This is a genomic window from Streptomyces sp. NPDC058000, from assembly GCF_042886435.1.
GTDB lineage: Bacteria > Actinomycetota > Actinomycetes > Streptomycetales > Streptomycetaceae > Streptomyces.
The window spans coordinates 32,923-51,082 of sequence record NZ_JBHVQS010000035.1; the positions used below are offsets into that span (position 1 = coordinate 32,923).

16 protein-coding genes are annotated in these 18,160 nt (G+C 73.2%); 7 read left to right on the forward strand and 9 right to left on the reverse strand.

Annotated features, from left to right (window positions below; translation table 11 throughout):
* Nucleotides 1–229 precede the first annotated feature (229 nt).
* Complete coding sequence (locus tag ACFVT2_RS27975; protein WP_390022285.1) at nucleotides 230–1,312, reverse strand: MerR family transcriptional regulator; 1,083 nt, start codon at nucleotides 1,310–1,312, stop codon at nucleotides 230–232.
* A 140-nt stretch (nucleotides 1,313–1,452) separates the two neighbouring features.
* Nucleotides 1,453–2,706 carry an amidohydrolase gene (locus ACFVT2_RS27980; protein ID WP_390022287.1) on the reverse strand — a complete coding sequence of 418 codons (1,254 nt, stop codon included), beginning with the start codon at nucleotides 2,704–2,706 and terminating at the stop codon, nucleotides 1,453–1,455.
* Between the two features lie 203 nt (nucleotides 2,707–2,909).
* Here ACFVT2_RS27980 and ACFVT2_RS27985 point away from each other — a divergent pair, with 203 nt between their 5' ends.
* From ACFVT2_RS27985 to ACFVT2_RS28000, 4 genes are all read left to right on the forward strand, one after another.
* Nucleotides 2,910–3,941 (forward strand): methyltransferase, encoded by a 1,032-nt coding sequence (locus tag ACFVT2_RS27985; RefSeq protein WP_390022288.1) that lies wholly within the window; start codon nucleotides 2,910–2,912, stop codon nucleotides 3,939–3,941.
* A gap of 196 nt (nucleotides 3,942–4,137) precedes the next feature.
* The gene (locus tag ACFVT2_RS27990; protein WP_390022290.1) at nucleotides 4,138–5,286 is read left to right on the forward strand and encodes a low temperature requirement protein A; all 1,149 of its coding nucleotides are present in this window, start codon (nucleotides 4,138–4,140) and stop codon (nucleotides 5,284–5,286) included.
* A gap of 466 nt (nucleotides 5,287–5,752) precedes the next feature.
* Nucleotides 5,753–6,568: a L,D-transpeptidase family protein gene (locus ACFVT2_RS27995; RefSeq protein WP_390022291.1), complete on the forward strand. Its 816-nt coding sequence runs from the start codon at nucleotides 5,753–5,755 to the stop codon at nucleotides 6,566–6,568.
* 28 nt (nucleotides 6,569–6,596) lie between these two features.
* A complete protein-coding gene (locus tag ACFVT2_RS28000) occupies nucleotides 6,597–7,757 on the forward strand; it encodes a P1 family peptidase (RefSeq protein WP_390022292.1) in 1,161 nt (386 codons plus the stop codon).
* Between the two features lie 32 nt (nucleotides 7,758–7,789).
* Here ACFVT2_RS28000 and ACFVT2_RS28005 read toward each other — a convergent pair whose 3' ends face one another.
* Nucleotides 7,790–8,506 carry a VIT family protein gene (locus ACFVT2_RS28005; protein WP_390022293.1) on the reverse strand — a complete coding sequence of 239 codons (717 nt, stop codon included), beginning with the start codon at nucleotides 8,504–8,506 and terminating at the stop codon, nucleotides 7,790–7,792.
* A gap of 286 nt (nucleotides 8,507–8,792) precedes the next feature.
* On the opposite strand from ACFVT2_RS28005, the gene ACFVT2_RS28010 reads away from it, so the two are divergent.
* Nucleotides 8,793–9,311 (forward strand): Yip1 family protein, encoded by a 519-nt coding sequence (locus ACFVT2_RS28010; RefSeq protein WP_390022294.1) that lies wholly within the window; start codon nucleotides 8,793–8,795, stop codon nucleotides 9,309–9,311.
* 46 nt (nucleotides 9,312–9,357) lie between these two features.
* Here the strand turns inward: ACFVT2_RS28010 and ACFVT2_RS28015 are convergent, their stop codons facing one another.
* Nucleotides 9,358–9,633: a hypothetical protein gene (locus ACFVT2_RS28015; protein WP_390022296.1), complete on the reverse strand. Its 276-nt coding sequence runs from the start codon at nucleotides 9,631–9,633 to the stop codon at nucleotides 9,358–9,360.
* 310 nt (nucleotides 9,634–9,943) lie between these two features.
* Here ACFVT2_RS28015 and ACFVT2_RS28020 point away from each other — a divergent pair, with 310 nt between their 5' ends.
* Together ACFVT2_RS28020 and ACFVT2_RS28025 are read left to right on the forward strand one after the other, a co-directional pair.
* Nucleotides 9,944–11,134: a CaiB/BaiF CoA transferase family protein gene (locus ACFVT2_RS28020; protein ID WP_390022298.1), complete on the forward strand. Its 1,191-nt coding sequence runs from the start codon at nucleotides 9,944–9,946 to the stop codon at nucleotides 11,132–11,134.
* A gap of 81 nt (nucleotides 11,135–11,215) precedes the next feature.
* Nucleotides 11,216–12,544 carry an Ig-like domain-containing protein gene (locus tag ACFVT2_RS28025; RefSeq protein WP_390022300.1) on the forward strand — a complete coding sequence of 443 codons (1,329 nt, stop codon included), beginning with the start codon at nucleotides 11,216–11,218 and terminating at the stop codon, nucleotides 12,542–12,544.
* A gap of 99 nt (nucleotides 12,545–12,643) precedes the next feature.
* Here ACFVT2_RS28025 and ACFVT2_RS28030 read toward each other — a convergent pair whose 3' ends face one another.
* The 5 genes from ACFVT2_RS28030 to ACFVT2_RS28050 all read right to left on the reverse strand — a co-directional run bounded on the left by ACFVT2_RS28030 (nucleotide 12,644) and on the right by ACFVT2_RS28050 (nucleotide 17,779).
* A complete protein-coding gene (locus ACFVT2_RS28030; RefSeq protein ID WP_390022301.1) occupies nucleotides 12,644–13,552 on the reverse strand; it encodes an NAD(P)-dependent oxidoreductase in 909 nt (302 codons plus the stop codon).
* A gap of 127 nt (nucleotides 13,553–13,679) precedes the next feature.
* Nucleotides 13,680–15,746 (reverse strand): fructose-specific PTS transporter subunit EIIC, encoded by a 2,067-nt coding sequence (locus ACFVT2_RS28035; RefSeq protein ID WP_390022303.1) that lies wholly within the window; start codon nucleotides 15,744–15,746, stop codon nucleotides 13,680–13,682.
* Complete coding sequence (gene pfkB / locus ACFVT2_RS28040) at nucleotides 15,739–16,752, reverse strand: 1-phosphofructokinase (RefSeq protein ID WP_390022357.1); 1,014 nt, start codon at nucleotides 16,750–16,752, stop codon at nucleotides 15,739–15,741. The genes ACFVT2_RS28035 and pfkB overlap by 8 nt, the downstream gene beginning before the upstream one ends.
* A complete protein-coding gene (locus tag ACFVT2_RS28045; protein ID WP_390022305.1) occupies nucleotides 16,752–17,012 on the reverse strand; it encodes a hypothetical protein in 261 nt (86 codons plus the stop codon). The genes pfkB and ACFVT2_RS28045 overlap by 1 nt, the downstream gene beginning before the upstream one ends.
* Entirely contained in the window at nucleotides 17,009–17,779 is a 771-nt protein-coding gene (locus tag ACFVT2_RS28050) for a DeoR/GlpR family DNA-binding transcription regulator (RefSeq protein WP_390022358.1), read from the reverse strand. Before ACFVT2_RS28050 ends, ACFVT2_RS28045 begins: the two co-directional genes overlap by 4 nt.
* Nucleotides 17,780–18,160 lie beyond the last annotated feature (381 nt).

The following is an 18,160-nucleotide window of genomic DNA, read 5'->3' on the forward strand; positions in this document are numbered from 1 at the left end:
CGGCCGGCCGCGTTTCCTCGGCGACCGGCCGGACCTCGGCCGGTCCTCAACCGGACCTCAACCAGGCTTCGGTCAAGCTTCGCCTGACGGTCCAACTGCCCGGCGGCATCGAGGTGTTGCCCTCGACACCGCCGGGCAGGGATTCCGCAAGGGGCGCCCACTCCCCCTAAGGGCACCCCCTTACGGGCCCCCAGCCCCGCCCCAAGCCACCCACCCCGCCCCACCCCAGCTACGCCACCTCGCCCCCCTCCACCACATCCGCCACCACGCACCCCACGTTGTCCGGGGCGCCGGCCTCGTGGGTGAGGCGGACCAGTGCGGTGACGGCCTGCTGGGGCGTGGCCGCGCCGGTGAGGGCCTCCTGGATCGCCTCGGGCGGGACGACGCCGGTCAGGCCGTCGGTGCACAGCAGGTAGCGCTCACCGGGGCGGACGTCGAGCAGGTGGAGGTCCGGGGCAAAGTCGGTGCCGCCGTCCAGGGACCGCAGCAGCAGGGCGCGCTGCGGATGCGACGGCGCCTCCTCGGGAGTGAGCCGGCCCTCGTCGATGAGGGACTGCACCAGGCTGTGGTCGTGGGTGAGGCGGATCAGCTTGGAGTCCCGCAGCACATACGCCCGCGAGTCCCCGACGTGCAGCAGCGCCACCCGGGAACCGGAGCGCAGCAGGGCGGTGAGGGTGCTGCCGGTCGACTCGTCGGCCGACGGCGCGGTCCGGTGGGCGTGCAGCGCCGCCTCCTCCAATACGGCCAGCAGGTCGGCCGAGGTCAGATCCTGGTCCTCCAGGGCCTTCAGCGCCTCGATGGCGGAGGTGGCGGCCGGCCCCCCACTGGGGCCGTAGCCGTCGGCGACCGCCAGCAGACGCGGGCCGGCATGGGCCGCGTCCTGGTTGGTGGGCCGGACCAGTCCCCGGTCCGCCAGGGCGGCGCAGCGCATCGTCAACGGGGTTGCAGGGTCAAGGGGTTCGCTCATCATGGTGTCCTTCCGCTCCAGCTGGTCCACGAGGAAGGCGGCCAGGTCCCGGCGGGCGGCGACCTCGGCCTCGGCCTGCGCCCAGTACGCGGCGACCGCCCGGGCCGCCGCGACCGGCGCCAGCCCGCACACCTCACGGATGCGGGCCAGCGGCATCCCGAGCCGCCGCAGCCAGGCGACCAGCCGGGCGCGCTCCAGTTGGGCCGGGGCGTAGTGCCGGTAACCGCTGTACGGGTCGACGTGAACAGGCGTCAGCAGACCGAGCTCGTCATACAGGCGCAGCGCCTTCGGCGAGAGCCGGGACGCCCGTGCGAACGCCCCGATCGTCAGCAACTCCCCGTCCACCCGGCGCTCCTCCGCACTCCGTCGCCCCGTCCGGCACCCGCCGGACGGCGTCCGTCCTCCTCGTACCGGGCGCCTCGCCCGGCCCCACCGATGCTGGGCCTTCCCCCAGGGACAAGGTCAACGGACCGGACCGGCCCCCGCTACGCCCCGGCCAGCCGGGTCAGCGCCGCGGCCGTCAGCGCCTGCACGCCCATGGTCAGGGTCGGCCGGGCGACCGGCACGAACTGCGGCGAGTGGTTGGAGGGGATGTCCTGGGCCAGCCGACCGGCGGCCAGCGCCGTGCGGAACTCGTCCGGGTCCCAGCCGCCCAGCCACCAGTAGTACAGCGGCGCCTCGGCGGCAGTCGCCAACAGGCCCGCGTCCTCACTGCCGGTCGCCGGTTCGTAGGCGAACACCCGCTGTTCGCCGAAGAGTTGGGTGAAGCCCTCGTTGACCTCCGCCAGCACCGTCGTGTCGTTGACCGTCACCGGGAAGGAGTCGAGCAGCTTCGTCTCCGGCTCCCGCGGCGCGTCGGACGCGGTCGCCTCGGCGCGGGCGATCCGGTCGATGGCGGCCAGCACGGCGGTCCGCACGTTCTGGTCGAAGCTGCGGACGCTGAGCCGTACGACGGCCCGGTCCGGGATCACGTTGGCGGTGTCCCCGGCGTGGAACGAGCCGACCGTGACCACCGCCTGCTCCTTCGCCGCGATCTCCCGCGACACCACCGACTGGACCCGCTGCACGAACGCCGCCGCCATCAGGATCGGGTCCACCGTCGTCTCCGGCCGCGACCCGTGGCCGCCCGTCCCGTGGAAGGTGATCTCCAGCGTGTCAGCGGCGGCCATGCAGGCGCCCGGGCAGTACGCGATCAGCCCCGCGCCGAACGGGGCGACGTGCTGCGCCAGCACCACATCGGGCACCGGCACCAGCTGCTTGCTGTAGAGGCCGTCGTCGAGCATGGCGCGGGCGCCGCTGCCGGCCTCCTCGGCCGGCTGGAACAGCACGACCAGCGTGCCCGACCAGCGGTCGCGCCCCGCGGCGAGCAGGTCCGCCGCGCCCAGCAGGCAGGTCACGTGGACGTCGTGCCCGCAGGCGTGCATCCGCCCCGGGACCGTGGAGGCGTACGGCACCCCGGAGTTCTCGGTCACCGGCAGCGCGTCCATGTCGGCCCGCAGCAGGACCACCGGGCCCGGTCCGTTGCGCAGCACACCGGTGACGCCGGTGACGCCGATGCCGGTCGTGACGTCGTAGCCGTACGCGGTCAGGCGGCGGGCCACCTCGCCGGCGGTGCGGGTCTCCTGAAAGGCCATTTCGGGGTGGCGGTGCAGGTCTTCGTAGAGCGCCACGAGGTCCGCGAGGCGGGCGTCGAGCGGTTCCAGGACGGATGCGGGGAAGGGAAGGTCACGGTCGCTCATACGCGCATTCGACCATGCACGGCCGGCGCCGTCTGCCCCCCGGCGCGCACGATCACGCCGCGGGCCGCGCCCGCGCTCCCTGGCCGGTACGCAGCGGGTCGCCACCCCACCCCCCGTGACACCACCGCCCCCGCCTGCAACCGTGGATCACCGTGCCTGCGACGTGGCGCAGGCATGACCAAGCCGACGACCGGAGGCTGACGTTGGCCACTTCACCCACCCGTCCGGCGGACGAGCCAGGCGACCTCGCGACCCACCTCATGGACCAGGCCCTGGGCCACCTCTTCTCCGCCGCGCTGCGCACCGCCGCCCACTACCGCATCGCCGACCGGCTCACCGCGGGCCCGCGCACCCCCGAACAACTGGCCGCCGCCACCGACACCCACGCCCCGCACCTGCGCCGCGTCCTGCGGTACCTCGCCGCCCGCGGCATCTTCCGCGAGGACGCCTCGGGCGCGTACCAGCTGACGCCGGCCGCCCGGCAGCTGCGCACCGACGTGCCCGACTCGCTGCACCCCGCCGTCATGATGCTCACCGACGACCTGTTCCTACGGACCTCCGCCGGCCTGACCGAGGCGGTGCGGTACGGCGGCGCGGCCTTCGAGCGACTGTTCGGCGTACCGCTCTTCGCCCACCTGGAGTCGGATCCGGCCAAGCGGGAACTCTTCGACGACGGCATGGCGTCGCTGGCCGCCCCGGTGGACGACGCGGTGGCCGCCGTCTACCCGTTTCCCGAGACCGGCACCGTCATCGACGTCGGCGGCGGCCGGGGCGGGCTGTTGCGCGCGGTGCTCCGCCGCCACCCGCAGGCGACCGGCGTCCTCTTCGACCTGGCGCCGCCGCTGGCCCACCACCTCCTGGACACCGACGACCTGAAGGGCCGCTGGCGCACCCAGGAGGGCGACTTCTTCGCCGCCGTCCCGGAGGGCGGCGACGTCTACGTCCTCAAACACGTCCTGCACGACTGGTCGGACGAGGACTGCCGCCGCATCCTGCGCAGCTGCCGCACGGCGATGGCGGCCGGCCGCCGCCTCCTGGTCGTCGACTCGGTCCTGCCGCCCGGGAACGCACCGCACTTCGGCAAGACGATGGACATGGCCATGCTGGCGCTCCTCGACGGCCGGGAGCGCAACGCGGACGATTTCGCGGCGCTGCTGGCGGCGGGCGACTTCCGGCTGACGCGGGTACTGCCGACGGCCGGCTTCCCGTCGATCGTGGAAGCGGTGGCCGACTAGGGCCTGCCCGGCGGATCAGGAGCCCTCACCAGCGCGTACGTCGTGGGCTCGGTGGGCGTGGGCCCGGTGGGCGCGGGTCCACGACACGCCGCGGCCCCGTTGCCGCCGTTGCCGCCGTCGCCCCGGCCCCCACGCTCTACTGAGGGCCACCCCACCAGCGGTCGACGAGAGGGGCTGGGGCACCGTGCCGGTTCTGATGCGTGCGCGCAGCCGTGCGGAGGCGCACCGCGCCGCCACTCCACTGGAGCTGTTCTTCGACCTCTGCTTCGTCGTGGCGATCGCCCAGGCCGGCCGCCAACTGGTGCACGCCCTCGCCGAGGGCCACCCGGGGCACGGCATCACCGGCTATCTGATGCTGTTCTTCGCCATCTGGTGGGCGTGGGTCAACTTCAGTTGGTTCTCGTCGGCGTACGACACCGACGACGTGCTGTACCGGGTGGTGACCCTCGTGCAGATCGCCGGCGTCCTCATCCTGGCCGCGGGCGTGCCGCGGGCCTTCACCGCCGGTGACTTCCGCATCGTCTGGTTCGGCTATCTGGTGATGCGGTTGGCGCTGGTCAGCCAGTGGCTGCGGGCCGCCCACGGCACCCGGGGCACCGAACGGCGGACGGCCCTCCGCTACGCCCTGGGGGTGACCCTCTGCCAGGTCGGCTGGCTGGCGCTGCTGTTCCTGCCCGCGGCCGACGCCCCGTGGGTGTTCATCGTCATGGGCCTCCTGGAGCTGTCGGTCCCGGCGATCGCCGAACGCGACCGGCAGACCAGCTGGCACCCGCACCACATCGCCGAGCGCTACGGCCTGTTCACCATCATCGTGCTGGGCGAGACGGTCTCCGCGGCGACCGTGGCGGTGCAGTCGGCGCTCGACGAGCACCACGACCTGGACACCCTGCTGCCGATCGCGGCCGGCGGTCTGCTGCTGGTCTTCGCCGCGTACTGGATCTACTTCGCGGTCCCCATCCACCTCCACCTGCGCTCCAACCGCCAGTCGTTCCTGTGGGGCTACGGGCACTATCTGGTGTTCGGCTCGGCCGCGGCGGTCGGTGCGGGGATCGAGATCGCGGTGGAGGAGTCGGCCGGCCGGGCCCACCTCTCGGCGTACGCGGCGGCGGCCTGCTTCACGGTGCCGGCCGCGCTCTACCTGTTCACGGTGTGGCTGATCCACTCCCGCCACCAGAAGCGCGGGCCGGCCCAGCAGCTGGTCCTGCCGGTCGCCGCCGCACTGGTCCTGGCCTGCACGTTCGCGGGGCCGGCGGCGGTTCCGGCGGCGGGCCTGGTGGCGGCGCTGACGGTCGCGGTGGGCGTCACCCTGACGGCCCGCCAGGGCACCGCCCTGGAGGAGGAGTAGCGGCCGCCGGTCGGCCCATCCCGGTGAGGGGTGCGAGCGGCGCCCGTCCCGCGCCCCGTCCCCCATTAGCGTGCCGAACGGCCGTACGCGCGCCCGCCCCGACCGCCCGCCCGAACCCCCGTCAGGCGGCCCGCAACAACCGCGCACCAAGCACTGGATCGCCGCCCAACTCGACTCGCACAGAGCAGACTTGGAGCACATTCCGGCCAACTTCGGGCACCCCTGACGCACCCTCCGGAGCGGCCCCCACACCCCGCACACCCGACTAATCGCCGTAATCCCCTACCAAAGGTCCAGCCGACGTGCGCCGTCGTCCTCGTGCCCTCTACCGTTCACCGCAGCCCGCGGAAGCGGCTCCGCCGGAACGCGGTAGGGTGCAGATTGCCCTTTTTATGCCCGGGGGTCCGGCACATTTCGCGGTGACCCACGGGCCGTCCACCCGCCCGTACCTGAGGAGACGCCAGACATGGCAGCCCGCCACGCTCAGTCCCGTGCGCGCAGGAGACTGTCCCGGCGCAGCAAAGCCGTCAGCGGCCTCGCGCTCTCCACCCTGGTCGGTACCGCCCTGTGGGCCTGGCCGGCCTCGGGCGACGACCACAACGGCCGACCGGACGCCAAGAGCGGTTCGGCCCGGACGGTGTCCAGCCCGAACACCCCCGCGCCCGCACAGGCCGCCCCGGAGGCCGCCCGCGGCCTGCGCACCATCCCGGACCTCAGCGACGCCGCCCGCAAGCGCATACCGGCCAACGCCCGCCAGGTCCTCGTCGTCACCGGCAAGGGCCCCGACTCGTACGAGTCCCGGGTCGTCCTCTACACCCGCGCGGACGGATCGGACCTCTGGGCGGCCGGCCCCGCCTGGGTCGCGCACAACGCCGCCCACGGATGGACCACCCGCCACCACTACGGCGACCTGCGCTCCCCCGCGGGCGTCTACGCCCTCACCGACGCCGGCGGCCGACTGCCCGCCCCCGAGGGCACCAAGCTCCCCTACGACCACAACAGCAGCTTCGTCGCCCATGGCACCGGCGTCGAGGGCGAGCCGCTGGCCGGCGCCTTCGACTACGTCATCGCCATCAACTACAACCGCGTCCCGGGCACGTCCCCGCTGGACGGCCAGCGGCCCCTCGGCGACGAAAAGGGCGGCGGCGTCTGGCTGCACGTGGACCACGACGGCCCCACCCAGGGCTGCGTCAGCCTCAAGCCCCAGGTGATGCGCGAACTGCTGCGCACCCTCGACCCGGAACTCCACCCGGTCGTCGTGATGGGCCCGGCCGGCCTCTGAGCGGGAGCCGCGTGGTACGCATGGCCCCATGACTGACGCACGGCAGCACCAGCGGCACCAGGGGGGCGAGGTCACCCCTCACCCCCCGGGCCCGCACGACGCCCTGACCGACGTCCCCGGCCTACGGGTCGGCCACGCCCAGCGCACCGGCGACGGCTGGCTCACCGGCACCACCGTCGTCCTCGCCCCCGAAGGCGGTGCCGTCGCGGCGGTCGACGTACGCGGCGGCGGCCCGGGCACCAGGGAGACCGACGCCCTCGACCCCCGCAACCTCGTCCAGCGCATCGAGGCCGTCGTCCTGACCGGCGGCTCCGCGTTCGGCCTTGACGCCGCGTCCGGTGTCGCCGCCTGGCTGGAGGAGCAGGGCCGCGGCTTCCGGGTCGGCCCCGATCCGGCCCAGGTCGTCCCCGTCGTCCCCGCCGCCGCCCTCTTCGACCTGGGCCGCGGCGGCGACTGGCGGGCCCGCCCGGACGCCGCCCTGGGCCGCGCGGCCGTCGAGGCCGCCGCCCGGACGGCCCCCGGCTCGCCCGTCCCCCAGGGCGCCATCGGCGCCGGCACCGGCGCGGTCACGGGCGGCTTCAAGGGCGCCATCGGCACCGCCAGCGCGGTCCTGCCGTCCGGCATAACCGTCGCCGCACTCGCCGCCGTGAACGCCGCGGGCTCCTTCGCCGACCCCCACACCGGCGCCCTCTACGGCGCCCGCGGCCCGCTGCCCGACCCCGAGGTCCACGCGGCCGCCCAACGCCGCCTCGCGCAGGCCCGGGAGATCTCCGCGGCCCGGTCCGCCGCATCGGTCCACCCGCCCCTCAACACCACCCTCGCGGTGGTGGCCACGGACGCCGACCTCACCCGCGCCCAGGCCCACAAGCTCGCCGGCACCGCCCACGACGGCCTGGCCCGCGCCCTCCGCCCCGTCCACCTCCTCAACGACGGCGACACGGTCTTCGCCCTGGCCACCGGCGCCCGCCCGCTCGCCACCGCGGAGGCCCTGGCCGACCCCGCCTTCGGCGTCCACCTGCAAGCCGGCGCCCTGAACGACATCCTCGCCACCGGCGCCGACGTCCTGACCCGGGCCGTCGTCAAGGCCGCCCTCGCCGCCACCTCGGTGGACGGCCCCGGCGGCGTCTTCCCCTCGTACTCGGACCTGTACGGGCCGGCCGACGGCACGCGGGAAGGCGACAGGACCTAGGGCCGGTCCGGCCCCGATCCACCGGGCCGGACCTACACGCCCACCGCGCCCAGCAACGTCCCCGCCACGTACGTGACGCCCATGGCCAGCGCGCCGCCCGCCACGTTCCGCAGCACCGCCGGGCCCACCGGCGCCGCTCCCAGGCGTGCGCTGGTCCAGCCGCACAGGGCCAGCGCCGCGAGCACGGCGACCACCGTGATCCACAGTCGCGCGCCCGCCGCCGGCAGCACGATCGCGAGCAGCGGCAGCAGCGCGCCCACCGTGAAGGCGAGGAAGCTGGCGCCCGCCGCGTGCCAGGGGTTGGTGAGGTCGTCGGGGTCGATGCCGAGTTCCACCTCGGCGTGGGCGCGCAGCGCGTCGTGCTCCGTCAGTTGCTCGGCGACTTCCCGGGCCAGTTCGGAGCCGAGTCCCTTGCCCTCCAGCAGCTCGGTCAGTTCCTGGAGTTCGGCCTGCGGTTCGGTGGCCAGTTCGCGTTTCTCCAGGGCCAGCGCGGCCTTCTCCGAGTCGCGTTGGGTGGAGACCGAGACGTACTCGCCGGCCGCCATGGACATCGATCCGGCCAGCAGTCCGGCGAGCCCGGCGGTGAGCAGAGTGGCCCGCGAGTCGGTGGCGCCGGCGACGCCGACGACCAGTCCGGCGGTGGAGACCACTCCGTCGTTGGCCCCGAGGACCGCCGCCCGCAGCCAGTTGAGGCGGCTGCCCAGTCCGGCGCTGTGCGCCTCGTCGTGCTCCGGTGTCTGAAGAGTCACCGGTCGAGCGTCTCATCCGGGTCCGGTCGCCGGTGTTCTGCCTCGCCCGATGCCCGCGCGTCGGGCCGATGCGGCCGGTGGTAGAAACGGCCGTATGTCCGCATCGCCGCCCCCCACACCGCCTCCGTCCCGGTCCGGCCGGCGCGCCGCCGCGCCGTCGGGTGCGGAGCCGCCGCCTCCGCCGCCGCCCACGTTGGTGCAGCCGGGGCCTCCCAAGCCCGCGCCCGCGCGTCAAGAACCCGCACGTCGGGAGCCCGTACGGCGTCGCCGACTGTGGTGGCACCGGTTGATATTCGGGCTCTGGTACCGGCCGGTGGACGTGTTCGACGAGGCGCGGGACCGCAGCACCTGGAGTGCGGCGGTGCTGCTGTGCCTGATCAGCGGCGGGATCGGCATCGTGTCGGTGGATGCGTTCCGGGCGCAGTGGGCGGCGGACCGCACCGCGGGGTTGCAGTTGGCCGGGATGGCCGAGGCGGGGGTGTTGCTCGCCAGTCTGGGGCTGGGGGCGGTCACGCACGCGATAGCGCGGACGCTCGGGGGCAACGGGCGGTTCGCGCCGACGACGAGTCTGTTCGTGGTGCTGTTCTGGGTGACGGATCTGCCGCGGTTGGTCATCGCGGGCTGGCTGCCGACGAGTTCCACGTTCGTTCAGGCCGCCACGTGGACGACCTGGGGGTTCGGTTACTTCCTCGCGGTGCTGCTGATACGTGGCCAACACCATCTGCCGACCCGTAAGGCGGCGGCCGCGGTGTCGGTCCAGATGTTGGCGGCGCTGGCGTTGCTCAAGCTGGGGCCGGTGCACTGAGCCGGGCGCGCCCGTGGGTCGCTGCGCCCGGCGGTCCGACGGTGCGTCAACTACGGCTGGTGAGCTGCCGTACGAGGTCGTCGAAGGCTTGGCGCTCGGCGGGGGTGAGGTCCACGTTTTCGGAGGCGGGGCCGCCCGGGCCGGTCTGACGCGGTACGGCGTCGAGGCGGGCCCGGGAGCGGGGCGGTCGCTGCCGGTAGCGGGCGGCGGTCCCGTGGTTCCCGCGTCGGGTGAGTCTGACCAGGCCGACTGCCCAGAGGACGACGACGACCAGCAGAATGCCTAGGCCGATCTGCTGGAGAATCGAAACGGAGGGGAGCATGCTGTTCCTCCCGAACAAGTGGGCGCTGGGCAAGCCCCCAGTAGACACCACGCGTCAGGGCTTCCAACAGGGGATCTTGGGTCGTAAATCATGAAGTGACACATCTCCTATGACATTTCCCCGTATTCCCGACACCACACGCGCATCCCCCGTCCGTCTTGCGGCCCACTCGCGGCCCTCTCCCGGTGGTGCGCCACCGGCCGCACCGGCGCACTGCCGCGCCTCCCGTTGGACACCGCGGCGACTTCCCTCCGCCGCGGGCGGTCGCGAACGATGGCGGCACCTCGTCCGCGACGTGAGGAGTGCGCCCGTGCCGCAGCATCACCACCGGACCGTCCCCCGCGCCCTCGACGGCGTCCTCGTGGCCGACTTCAGCCGGGTCCTGGCCGGCCCGCTCGCCGCCGCCACGCTCGCCGACCTGGGTGCCGAGGTCATCAAGGTCGAGCGGCCGGGCACCGGCGACGACACCCGCTCCTGGGGGCCGCCGTTCGCCGCCGAGGGCACCGCGGCGTACTTCGACGCCGCGAACCGTTCCAAGCGCGGTCTGGCGCTGGACCTGGGCGATCCGGAGGATGCGGCCGCGGCCCGGGAATTGGCCCGCCGGGCGGACGTCCTGATCGAGAACTTCCGCCCCGGGTCGCTCGCCAAGTACGGCCTGGACCCGGCGGCCACGTTGGCGGCCAACCCGGGCCTGGTGCACTGCACCATCACCGGTTTCGGTTCCGGTGCGGGTGCGGCGCTGCCCGGGTACGACTTCGTGGTCCAGGCGGTGGGCGGGCTGATGAGCATCACCGGTGAGCCCGGTGGGGCGCCGCTGAAGGCGGGGGTGGCGCTGGTCGACGTGTTGACCGCGAAGGACGCCGCGACGGGCATCCTGGCGGCGCTGCGGCACCGCGATCGGACCGGCGCGGGGCAGCTGGTGGAGGTCAATCTGCTCTCGTCGCTCCTGGGGTCGCTGGTGAACCAGGCGTCCGGCTATCTGGCCACGGGGCAGGATCCGGGGCCGATGGGCAATCGCCATCCGAGCATCGCCCCGTACGAGACGTTGGCGTGCCGGGGCGGACTGTTGGCCGTGGCGGTGGGGAACGACCGCCAGTTCCGGGCGTTGGCGGGGGCACTGGGAGCGCCGGAGCTGGCGGAGGACGCGCGGTTCCGGCGGAACCAGGACCGGGTGCAGAACCGCACTGACCTCATCGAAGCGCTGGAAAGCCGGCTGGCCGCCGACACTCCGCGGGGCTGGACCGAGCGGCTGACGGCAGTGTCGGTGCCGTGCGGGCCGGTCAACAGCCTGTCCGAGGCGTTGGAATTGGCGGCGCGGCTCGGGCTGGATCCGGTCGCGCCGGTCGGCGCCGGGCGGATTCCCCAAGTCGCCAGCCCGTTGCGCCTGTCGGGCACGCCGGTGGTGCAACCCGCCGCGCCGCCCCACCTGGACGAAGACGGCACAGCACTGCGAACCTGGCTATCAGGGCCGGATGACCGACCCCTGCCGCCACGAATGTGACCTTCATCACAACACAGTCGCACCCGCAACCAAATCCACCCGTAGGTGCTGTTTACCAGCACGGAATAACAACACCCCTGTATGGAGCAGCTCGTGACATCGCTGGACAACCCCGCGCCCGCCCAGTCCCGCACCGACCACCAGCCGCTTCAGACCGAGGCGCGGGAATCCGCCGCACCCCGCCGGGCCCGCCGGACGCGCCGCACGCTGGCCGTCACCGCCCTGCTCGCCGCGGGCGCGCTGTCCCTGACGGCGTGCGGGGGCGACGCCGAGGCGGGTGGCCACGGCGACGGCAAGAACGGCCAGGCCGGCGCGGACGCCGCGGCCGCCAAGGACGCCTCCGACGCCAAGATCAAGGTCACGTCGAAGGACGGCGCCACCAACGCCAGCATCAACGACACCGGGGTGAGCGTCACCGGCGGCAAGTTGACGGACGTGAAGCTCACCGCCGTCGACACCGGCAAGGACGTCTCCGGCGCCATATCGTCGGACGGCTCCTCGTGGAAGCCCGGGGCGCAGCTCGACCGCGGCGCCAAGTACAAGATCGTGGCGAACGCCAAGGACGCCAAGGGCCGTCCGGCGACCGAGAACGCGACCTTCACCACGGTCTCGTCGGCCAACAGCTTCATCGGCTCGTTCACGCCCGACAACGGCAAGACCGTCGGCGTCGGCATGCCGGTGTCCTTCAACTTCGACAAGCCGATCGCCAACCAGAAGGACGTCCGGTCCCACATCACGGTGACCTCCAGCAGTGGCCAGCAGGTCGTCGGCCACTGGTTCGGCAACCAGCGGCTGGACTTCCGGCCGCAGGACTACTGGAAGGCCGGCTCCAAGATCACCATGAAGATCGACCTGGACGGGGTGAAGGGCGGCCCGGGCATCACCGGCGTGCAGTCCAAGTCGGTGTCCTTCACCATCGGGCGCTCGCAGGTCTCCACGGTCGACATGAACACCCAGACCATGACCATCAAGCAGGACGGGAAGGTCATCAAGTCCATCCCGATCTCCGGCGGCAGCCCCGACCACCCGACCTACAACGGCCAGATGGTGATCTCGGAGAAGTTCGAGCAGACCCGGATGGACGGTTCGACGGTCGGCTTCGGCGGCGAGTACGACATCAAGGACGTGCCGCACGCCATGCGGCTATCGTCATCCGGCACCTTCATACACGGCAACTACTGGGGCAGCTCGTCGATCTTCGGCCGCACCGGCACCAGCCACGGCTGCGTCGGCCTGGAGGACAACAAGGGCGGCAGTGGCGACACCCCGGCCAAGTGGTTCTACACCAACTCGCTGATCGGCGACGTGGTGATCGTGAAGAACTCCAAGGACCAGACCGTCAAGCCGGACAACGGCCTCAACGGCTGGAACATGTCCTGGTCGGAGTGGACGGCGGGCAGCGCCTCCTGACGCCCGGCCGCACCCGCTGAACCGCACGCACGAGGCGGTGACCGCTCCTCCCAGGAGGGCGGTCACCGCCTCGTCGTCGTCCAGCGGGTGCGGCCGGGATTACGCCCGCCGCTCCCGGGGGTGCAGCAGTTCCACCACTCCCCCGTTGCTCTCCTGGCCGTGGCCGTCCGCCACCCGGCGCTTCATCAGCTCCCACAGCGGGTCGAACAGTTCCGTGCTGACGCCCTGCGCGCGGCTGACGTCGCCGATCGCGTCGTGCGAGACCTGCATGGCGAGGTGGGAGCCGGTGGCGCCGTAGTCCCCGGAGTCCACCTGGGCCGCCATCGCCGGCAATTGGTTCTCCGCCATCGCCCGCAGCCACGGCACCAGCAGATCCCGGGTGAATGCGGTGACGTTTCCGTCCGCCGAACGCACCAGCGCGGCCGCGTGCAGAAAACCGCCGAACATGCCGTACATTCCGCTCAGCAAAGCGAGGTCGTTGAGCGGCGCCAATCCCGGATCCGTGCCCAGATAAACGCTCCGCGCGAAGGCGTCCAGTACCCCGCGGGACGCTTCGAAAGCTCCTTTCGCGCCGCTGTAGAGAACAAAGGCCGACGGCGTTCCGATGATGTCCGGAACGGCCATGATGCCGCCGTCGAGATATTCCGCGCCGAGGTCGGAAACCCGGTCCGCCAGCGCCCGCGCCTCGGTCGGCGAACCATTGGTCACATTGACCACGACCCGGCCCTTCAGTACCGCACCGGCGCCGTCGGCCGCCAGTAGCGGTGCGATGTCGGCGTAATCCAGGATGCAGACGAGCACGACCTCGCTCGCGGCGATCGCCGCGGCCGGGGATTCCGCGCGCCGGGCGCCCTTTTCCACCAGCCCGTCGGTTTTGCGCGCCGTACGGTTCCACACGGTCACCTGACGGCCGGCCGCCAGGAGCGCCGTCGCCAGCGCCGTTCCCATATCTCCCAGGCCGAGTACCGCAACGCTCTGCTGCGTCGTTTCCCGGACCGCGTGCTCCACGGAATTCCCTACCGAATTCTCCACTGCCATAACGGAACTACGCCCCCGCCTCATTCACGCTGATCTCTTGCTGATCTCTTGCTGATCAGTCTTGGCGGGAGCGCAGTTCCGGACAAGTACCCACTCTTTAGTGCGTGGTTACCTCGCGGTGCGTGCTCACCTGGGGGTGCGCGGCGTCGGCGGGTGCCGGTCCCTCCGTACCCGGTGCCGCCGCCGGCGTCCGGAAGCGCTTGAGGAGGACGACCAGGGTGGCGCTGACGGCGGTGCCGGCGGCGACGGCCAGGAGGTAGAGCAGCGGCTGGCCGATCAGCGGAACGACGAAGATGCCGCCGTGCGGGGCGCGGAGGGTGCAGCCGAAGGCCATCGACAGGCCGCCGGTGACCGCGCCGCCGACCATCGCGGAGGGAATCACCCGCAGCGGATCGGCGGCGGCGAACGGGATGGCGCCCTCGGTGATGAAGGACGCGCCGAGCACCCAGGCCGCCTTGCCGTTCTCCCGTTCGGCCCGGGTGAAGAGGCGGCCCCGCACGGTCGTGGCCAGCGCCATCGCCAGCGGCGGGACCATGCCGGCCGCCATCACCGCGGCCATCACCTTCAGGCTGCCCGGATTGGGGTTGGCCAGGCCGCCGACCGCGAAGGCGTAGGCGACCTTGTTGAGCGGTCCGCCCAGGTCGAAGCACATCATCAGGCCCAGGAGGACCCCGAGGATCACGGCGTTGGCGCCGGAGAGGCCGGACAGCCAGCCGGTGAGGGCCTTTTGGAGCGCGGCGATCGGCTTGCCGACCACCAGGAACATCAGGAAGCCGACCACCGCCGAGGAGACCAGCGGAATGACCACCACCGGCATGATGCCGCGCAGCACCGGCGGTACGTCGATCCGCTGGATCGCCCGCACCACCGCGCCCGCCAGCAGACCGGCGATCAGCCCGCCCAGGAAGCCCGCGTTGACGGTGAGCGCGATCGCCCCGCCGACGAAGCCGGGCACCAGGCCGGGCCGGTCCGCCATGCCGTACGCGATGAAGCCGGCCAGGACCGGGACGAGGAAGCCGAAGGCGGTGCTGCCGATCTGGAAGAGCAGCGCCGCCCAGCTGGCCGACTCGGTCCACAGGAAGTGGTCGGCGACCGACGGCGCCTTGTTCACGGTGTAGCCGCCGATCGCGAAGGCCAGGGCGATCAGCAGACCGCCCGCGGCGACGAACGGCACCATGTAGCTCACACCGGTCATCAACCACGTGCGGAGCCGGGTGGCGTAGCCGTCGGTGGCCTCGGCGCCCCTGTCCATGGGGGCGGTGGAGGGTGCCGGCGCGGCGGCGGACTCTCCCCGGGCGGCCTTCTCGCGCACCTCGGCGATGAGTGCGGCGGGGCGGTTGATGCCGGCCTTCACCCCGACGTCGACGAGGGGCTTCCCGGCGAACCGCTCCCGGTCCCGCACCTCGACGTCATGGGCGAGGATCACGCCGTCGGCCGCCGCGACCAGCTGCGGGTCCAGGCGTTGGAATCCGGCCGATCCCTGGGTCTCCACGGTGAGTTCGACGCCGGCCGCCCGCGCGGCCTTCTCCAGGGATTCGGCGGCCATGTAGGTGTGCGCGATGCCGGTGGGGCAGGAGGTGACGGCGACGATACGGAAGGGGGCGGGCGTCGCGGCGGCGGGGGCGGGGGCGGTGGCGGTGGGCTCGGCGGCGGGCTGTACGGGCGCGGGGGCCGCGGCTTCGGGCGCGGGGGCGTCCTCGGGCCGCGGAGCGTCCGGCTCCGGTTCCTCGCCCCGGATGAGCGCCGCCGCCCGCGCCGGCGCGGTCTCCGACCGCAGCGCGCCGGTGAACGCCTCGTCCATCAACTGGCGCGCGAGCGACGACAGGATCGACAGATGGTCCGCGTCGCCGCCGGTCGGCGCCGCGATCAGGAAGATCAGGTCGGCCGGGCCGTCCGCGGCGCCGAAGTCGATACCGGCCGCGCTGCGCCCGAAGGCCAGCGTCGGCTCCGTGACATGCGCGCTGCGGCAGTGCGGGATGCCGATGCCGCCGTCCAGGCCGGTCGGCATCTGGGCCTCGCGGGCGGCCACGTCCGCGAGGAAGCCCTCCAGGTCGGTTACCCGCCCGGCGGCGGCCATCCGCTCCGCCAGCATGCGGGCGGCGGCGTCCTTCGTTGCGGCGGACAGGTCGAGATCGACCAGATCCGCGGTGATCAGCTCACTCATCGCGGGCTCCCTTGCGCGCGGTACCGCCGTGCGGGCGGTGGGGACGGGGTGCGGGGGGATCGGGTACCGGCTCCGTCAACGCCCGGCCGAGCGGCACCTCGGCGGTCACCGTGACCCGCTCCGGGGCCAGGTCCGCGGGCGTCGGCATCAGGCTGCCGGGCAGCTGTACGGCCGCCGCGCCGTGCGCCACCGCCGCCGCCAGCGCCACGGCACCGGTGCCGCCCGCGGCGAGGAAGCCGGCGAGCGAGGCATCCCCGGCGCCGACGTTGCTGCGTACGGCGGCGACCGGGGCACTGCCGAAGTGGGCGCCGGCCGCGTCGACCAGGAGTTGCCCGTCCGCGCCCAGCGACGCCAGGACGGCCCGGGCGCCCCAGGAGCGCAGTTCCTCGGCGGCCTCGACCGCGTCGCCGACGGTCGCCAGGGGGCGGCCGACGGCCTGGGCCAGCTCCTCGGCGTTCGGTTTGACGACGTCGGGGCGTTCGCGGAGCGCCGCGGTGAGCGACGGGCCCGAGGTGTCCAGGGCGATCCGGGCGCCGGCGCGGTGCGCCCGGGCGACCAGTTCGGCGTACCACTCGGGTGCCAGTCCGCGCGGCAGGCTGCCGCAGCAGGCGATCCAGTCGGCGCCGGCGGAGCGCTCGCCGACCGTGGCCAGCAGTGCCTCGGACTCGTCGGCGGTCAGTTCGGGACCGGCCGCGTTGATCTTCGTCAGGGTGCCGTCGGGTTCGGCGACGGCGATGTTGGAGCGGGTCTGCCCGGCGACCGGTACGCCCGCCACGTCGATGCCCTCGTCCCGCAGCAGCCCCGCCAGCGCCGCGCCCGCGGGGCCGCCCAACGGCAGGACGGCGAGGGTGCGGTGGCCGGCGGCGGCCACCGCCCGGGAGACGTTGACGCCCTTGCCACCGGGGTCGATCCGGTCGCCGGTGGCCCGCAGGACGGCGCCGCGCTCCAGCGCCGGGATCTCGTAGGTGCGGTCCAGGCTGGGGTTGGGGGTGACGGTGAGGATGATCATGGGTGTTCCGGTCCGGCGGTGAGGGAGGTGCGGGCGGTGAGGGGGGTGCGGGCGCCGCGGCGGATGCGCGGGCGGGGCGCGGCGGGCGTGCCTTTCGCGGTGGGCACGGTGGCGCCTACGTGGGTGGTGGCCACGGGGGCGCCTACGTGGGTGGTGGTCGCGGCGACGCCCACGTAGGTGGTGATCGCGGCGACGCCCACGTAGGTGGTGGTCGCAGTGACGCCCACGTAGGTGGGGATCGCGGTGGGCGGCGTCATGCGCGGATGACTTCCGTGCCGGCGCGTTCGATGGCGAGGGCGTCCTCGGGGCTCAGCCCGGTGTCGGTGATCAGCAGGTCCACGTCCGACAGCGCACCGAAGCGGGCGAAGTGCTGCTGCCCGAACTTGGCGGAGTCGGCGAGCAGCACCACCCGGCGGGCGGCGGCGATCAACGCCCGCTTGACCGCGGCCTCGGCGAGGTCGGGGGTGGTCAGCCCGCCGTCGAGGGAGAAGCCGTTGGTCGCCAGGAAGAGCACGTCGGCGTTGATCTCCCGGTAGGCGCGCAGCGCCCAGTCGTCGACCGCGGCCCGCGTACGGTGCCGGATCCGGCCGCCCACGAGGTGGAGGGTGAGGCCGGGGTGGTCGGCCAACCGCGCGGCGACCGGCAACCCGTGGGTGACCACGGTCAGTTCGGCCTCCAGCGGGATCTCGGCGGCAAGCCGGGCGGCGGTGGTGCCGGCGTCGAGGATCACGCTGCCGGGGCCCTCGCCGCCGGGCAGTTCGGCGAGCGCGGCCCGGGCGATGCGCTGCTTCTCGTCGGCGGCGACCGCGTCCCGCTCGGCGAGGTCGGGCTCGAAGTCCAACCGGCCGGCCGGGATGGCGCCGCCGTGCACCCGGCGGACCAGACCGGCGCGGTCCAACGCCTTCAGATCGCGCCGGACGGTCTCGGCGGTGACCTGGAACTCCTCGGCGAGGGAGAGCACATCGACCCGCCCGCTCTCACGGGCGAGCCGCAGGATCTCTTGCTGGCGCTCGGGTGCGTACATCTGCGTCTGTGTCCGTTCCATGCCCGAACTTGTGGTTTCACCGGGATGCTACGCCCAGCTTTCCACCAAGTAAACAGATACGGGCATGCAATCGGACCCAAACGGGCACGGAGTCGCACGATGCCGCACGGTGTCGCGCCCGTAGGCACGGCGCGGTGCGGCCAGGTGCGGCGCACCGCGGCCAGATGCGGCGCACCACCCCCGGCGGAACCGCCCGCAGACACAAAGGAGCCCCGACGCCACTACGGCACCGGGGCTCGCCCCACATGGATTTACTGCACGCTCGACGTCACCGCACACGCCCGATGTCACCGCACACGCTCGACGTCACCGCACGCTCTGCATCACGGCGGGCCCGGCGTCACGGCACGCCCGGTGCCA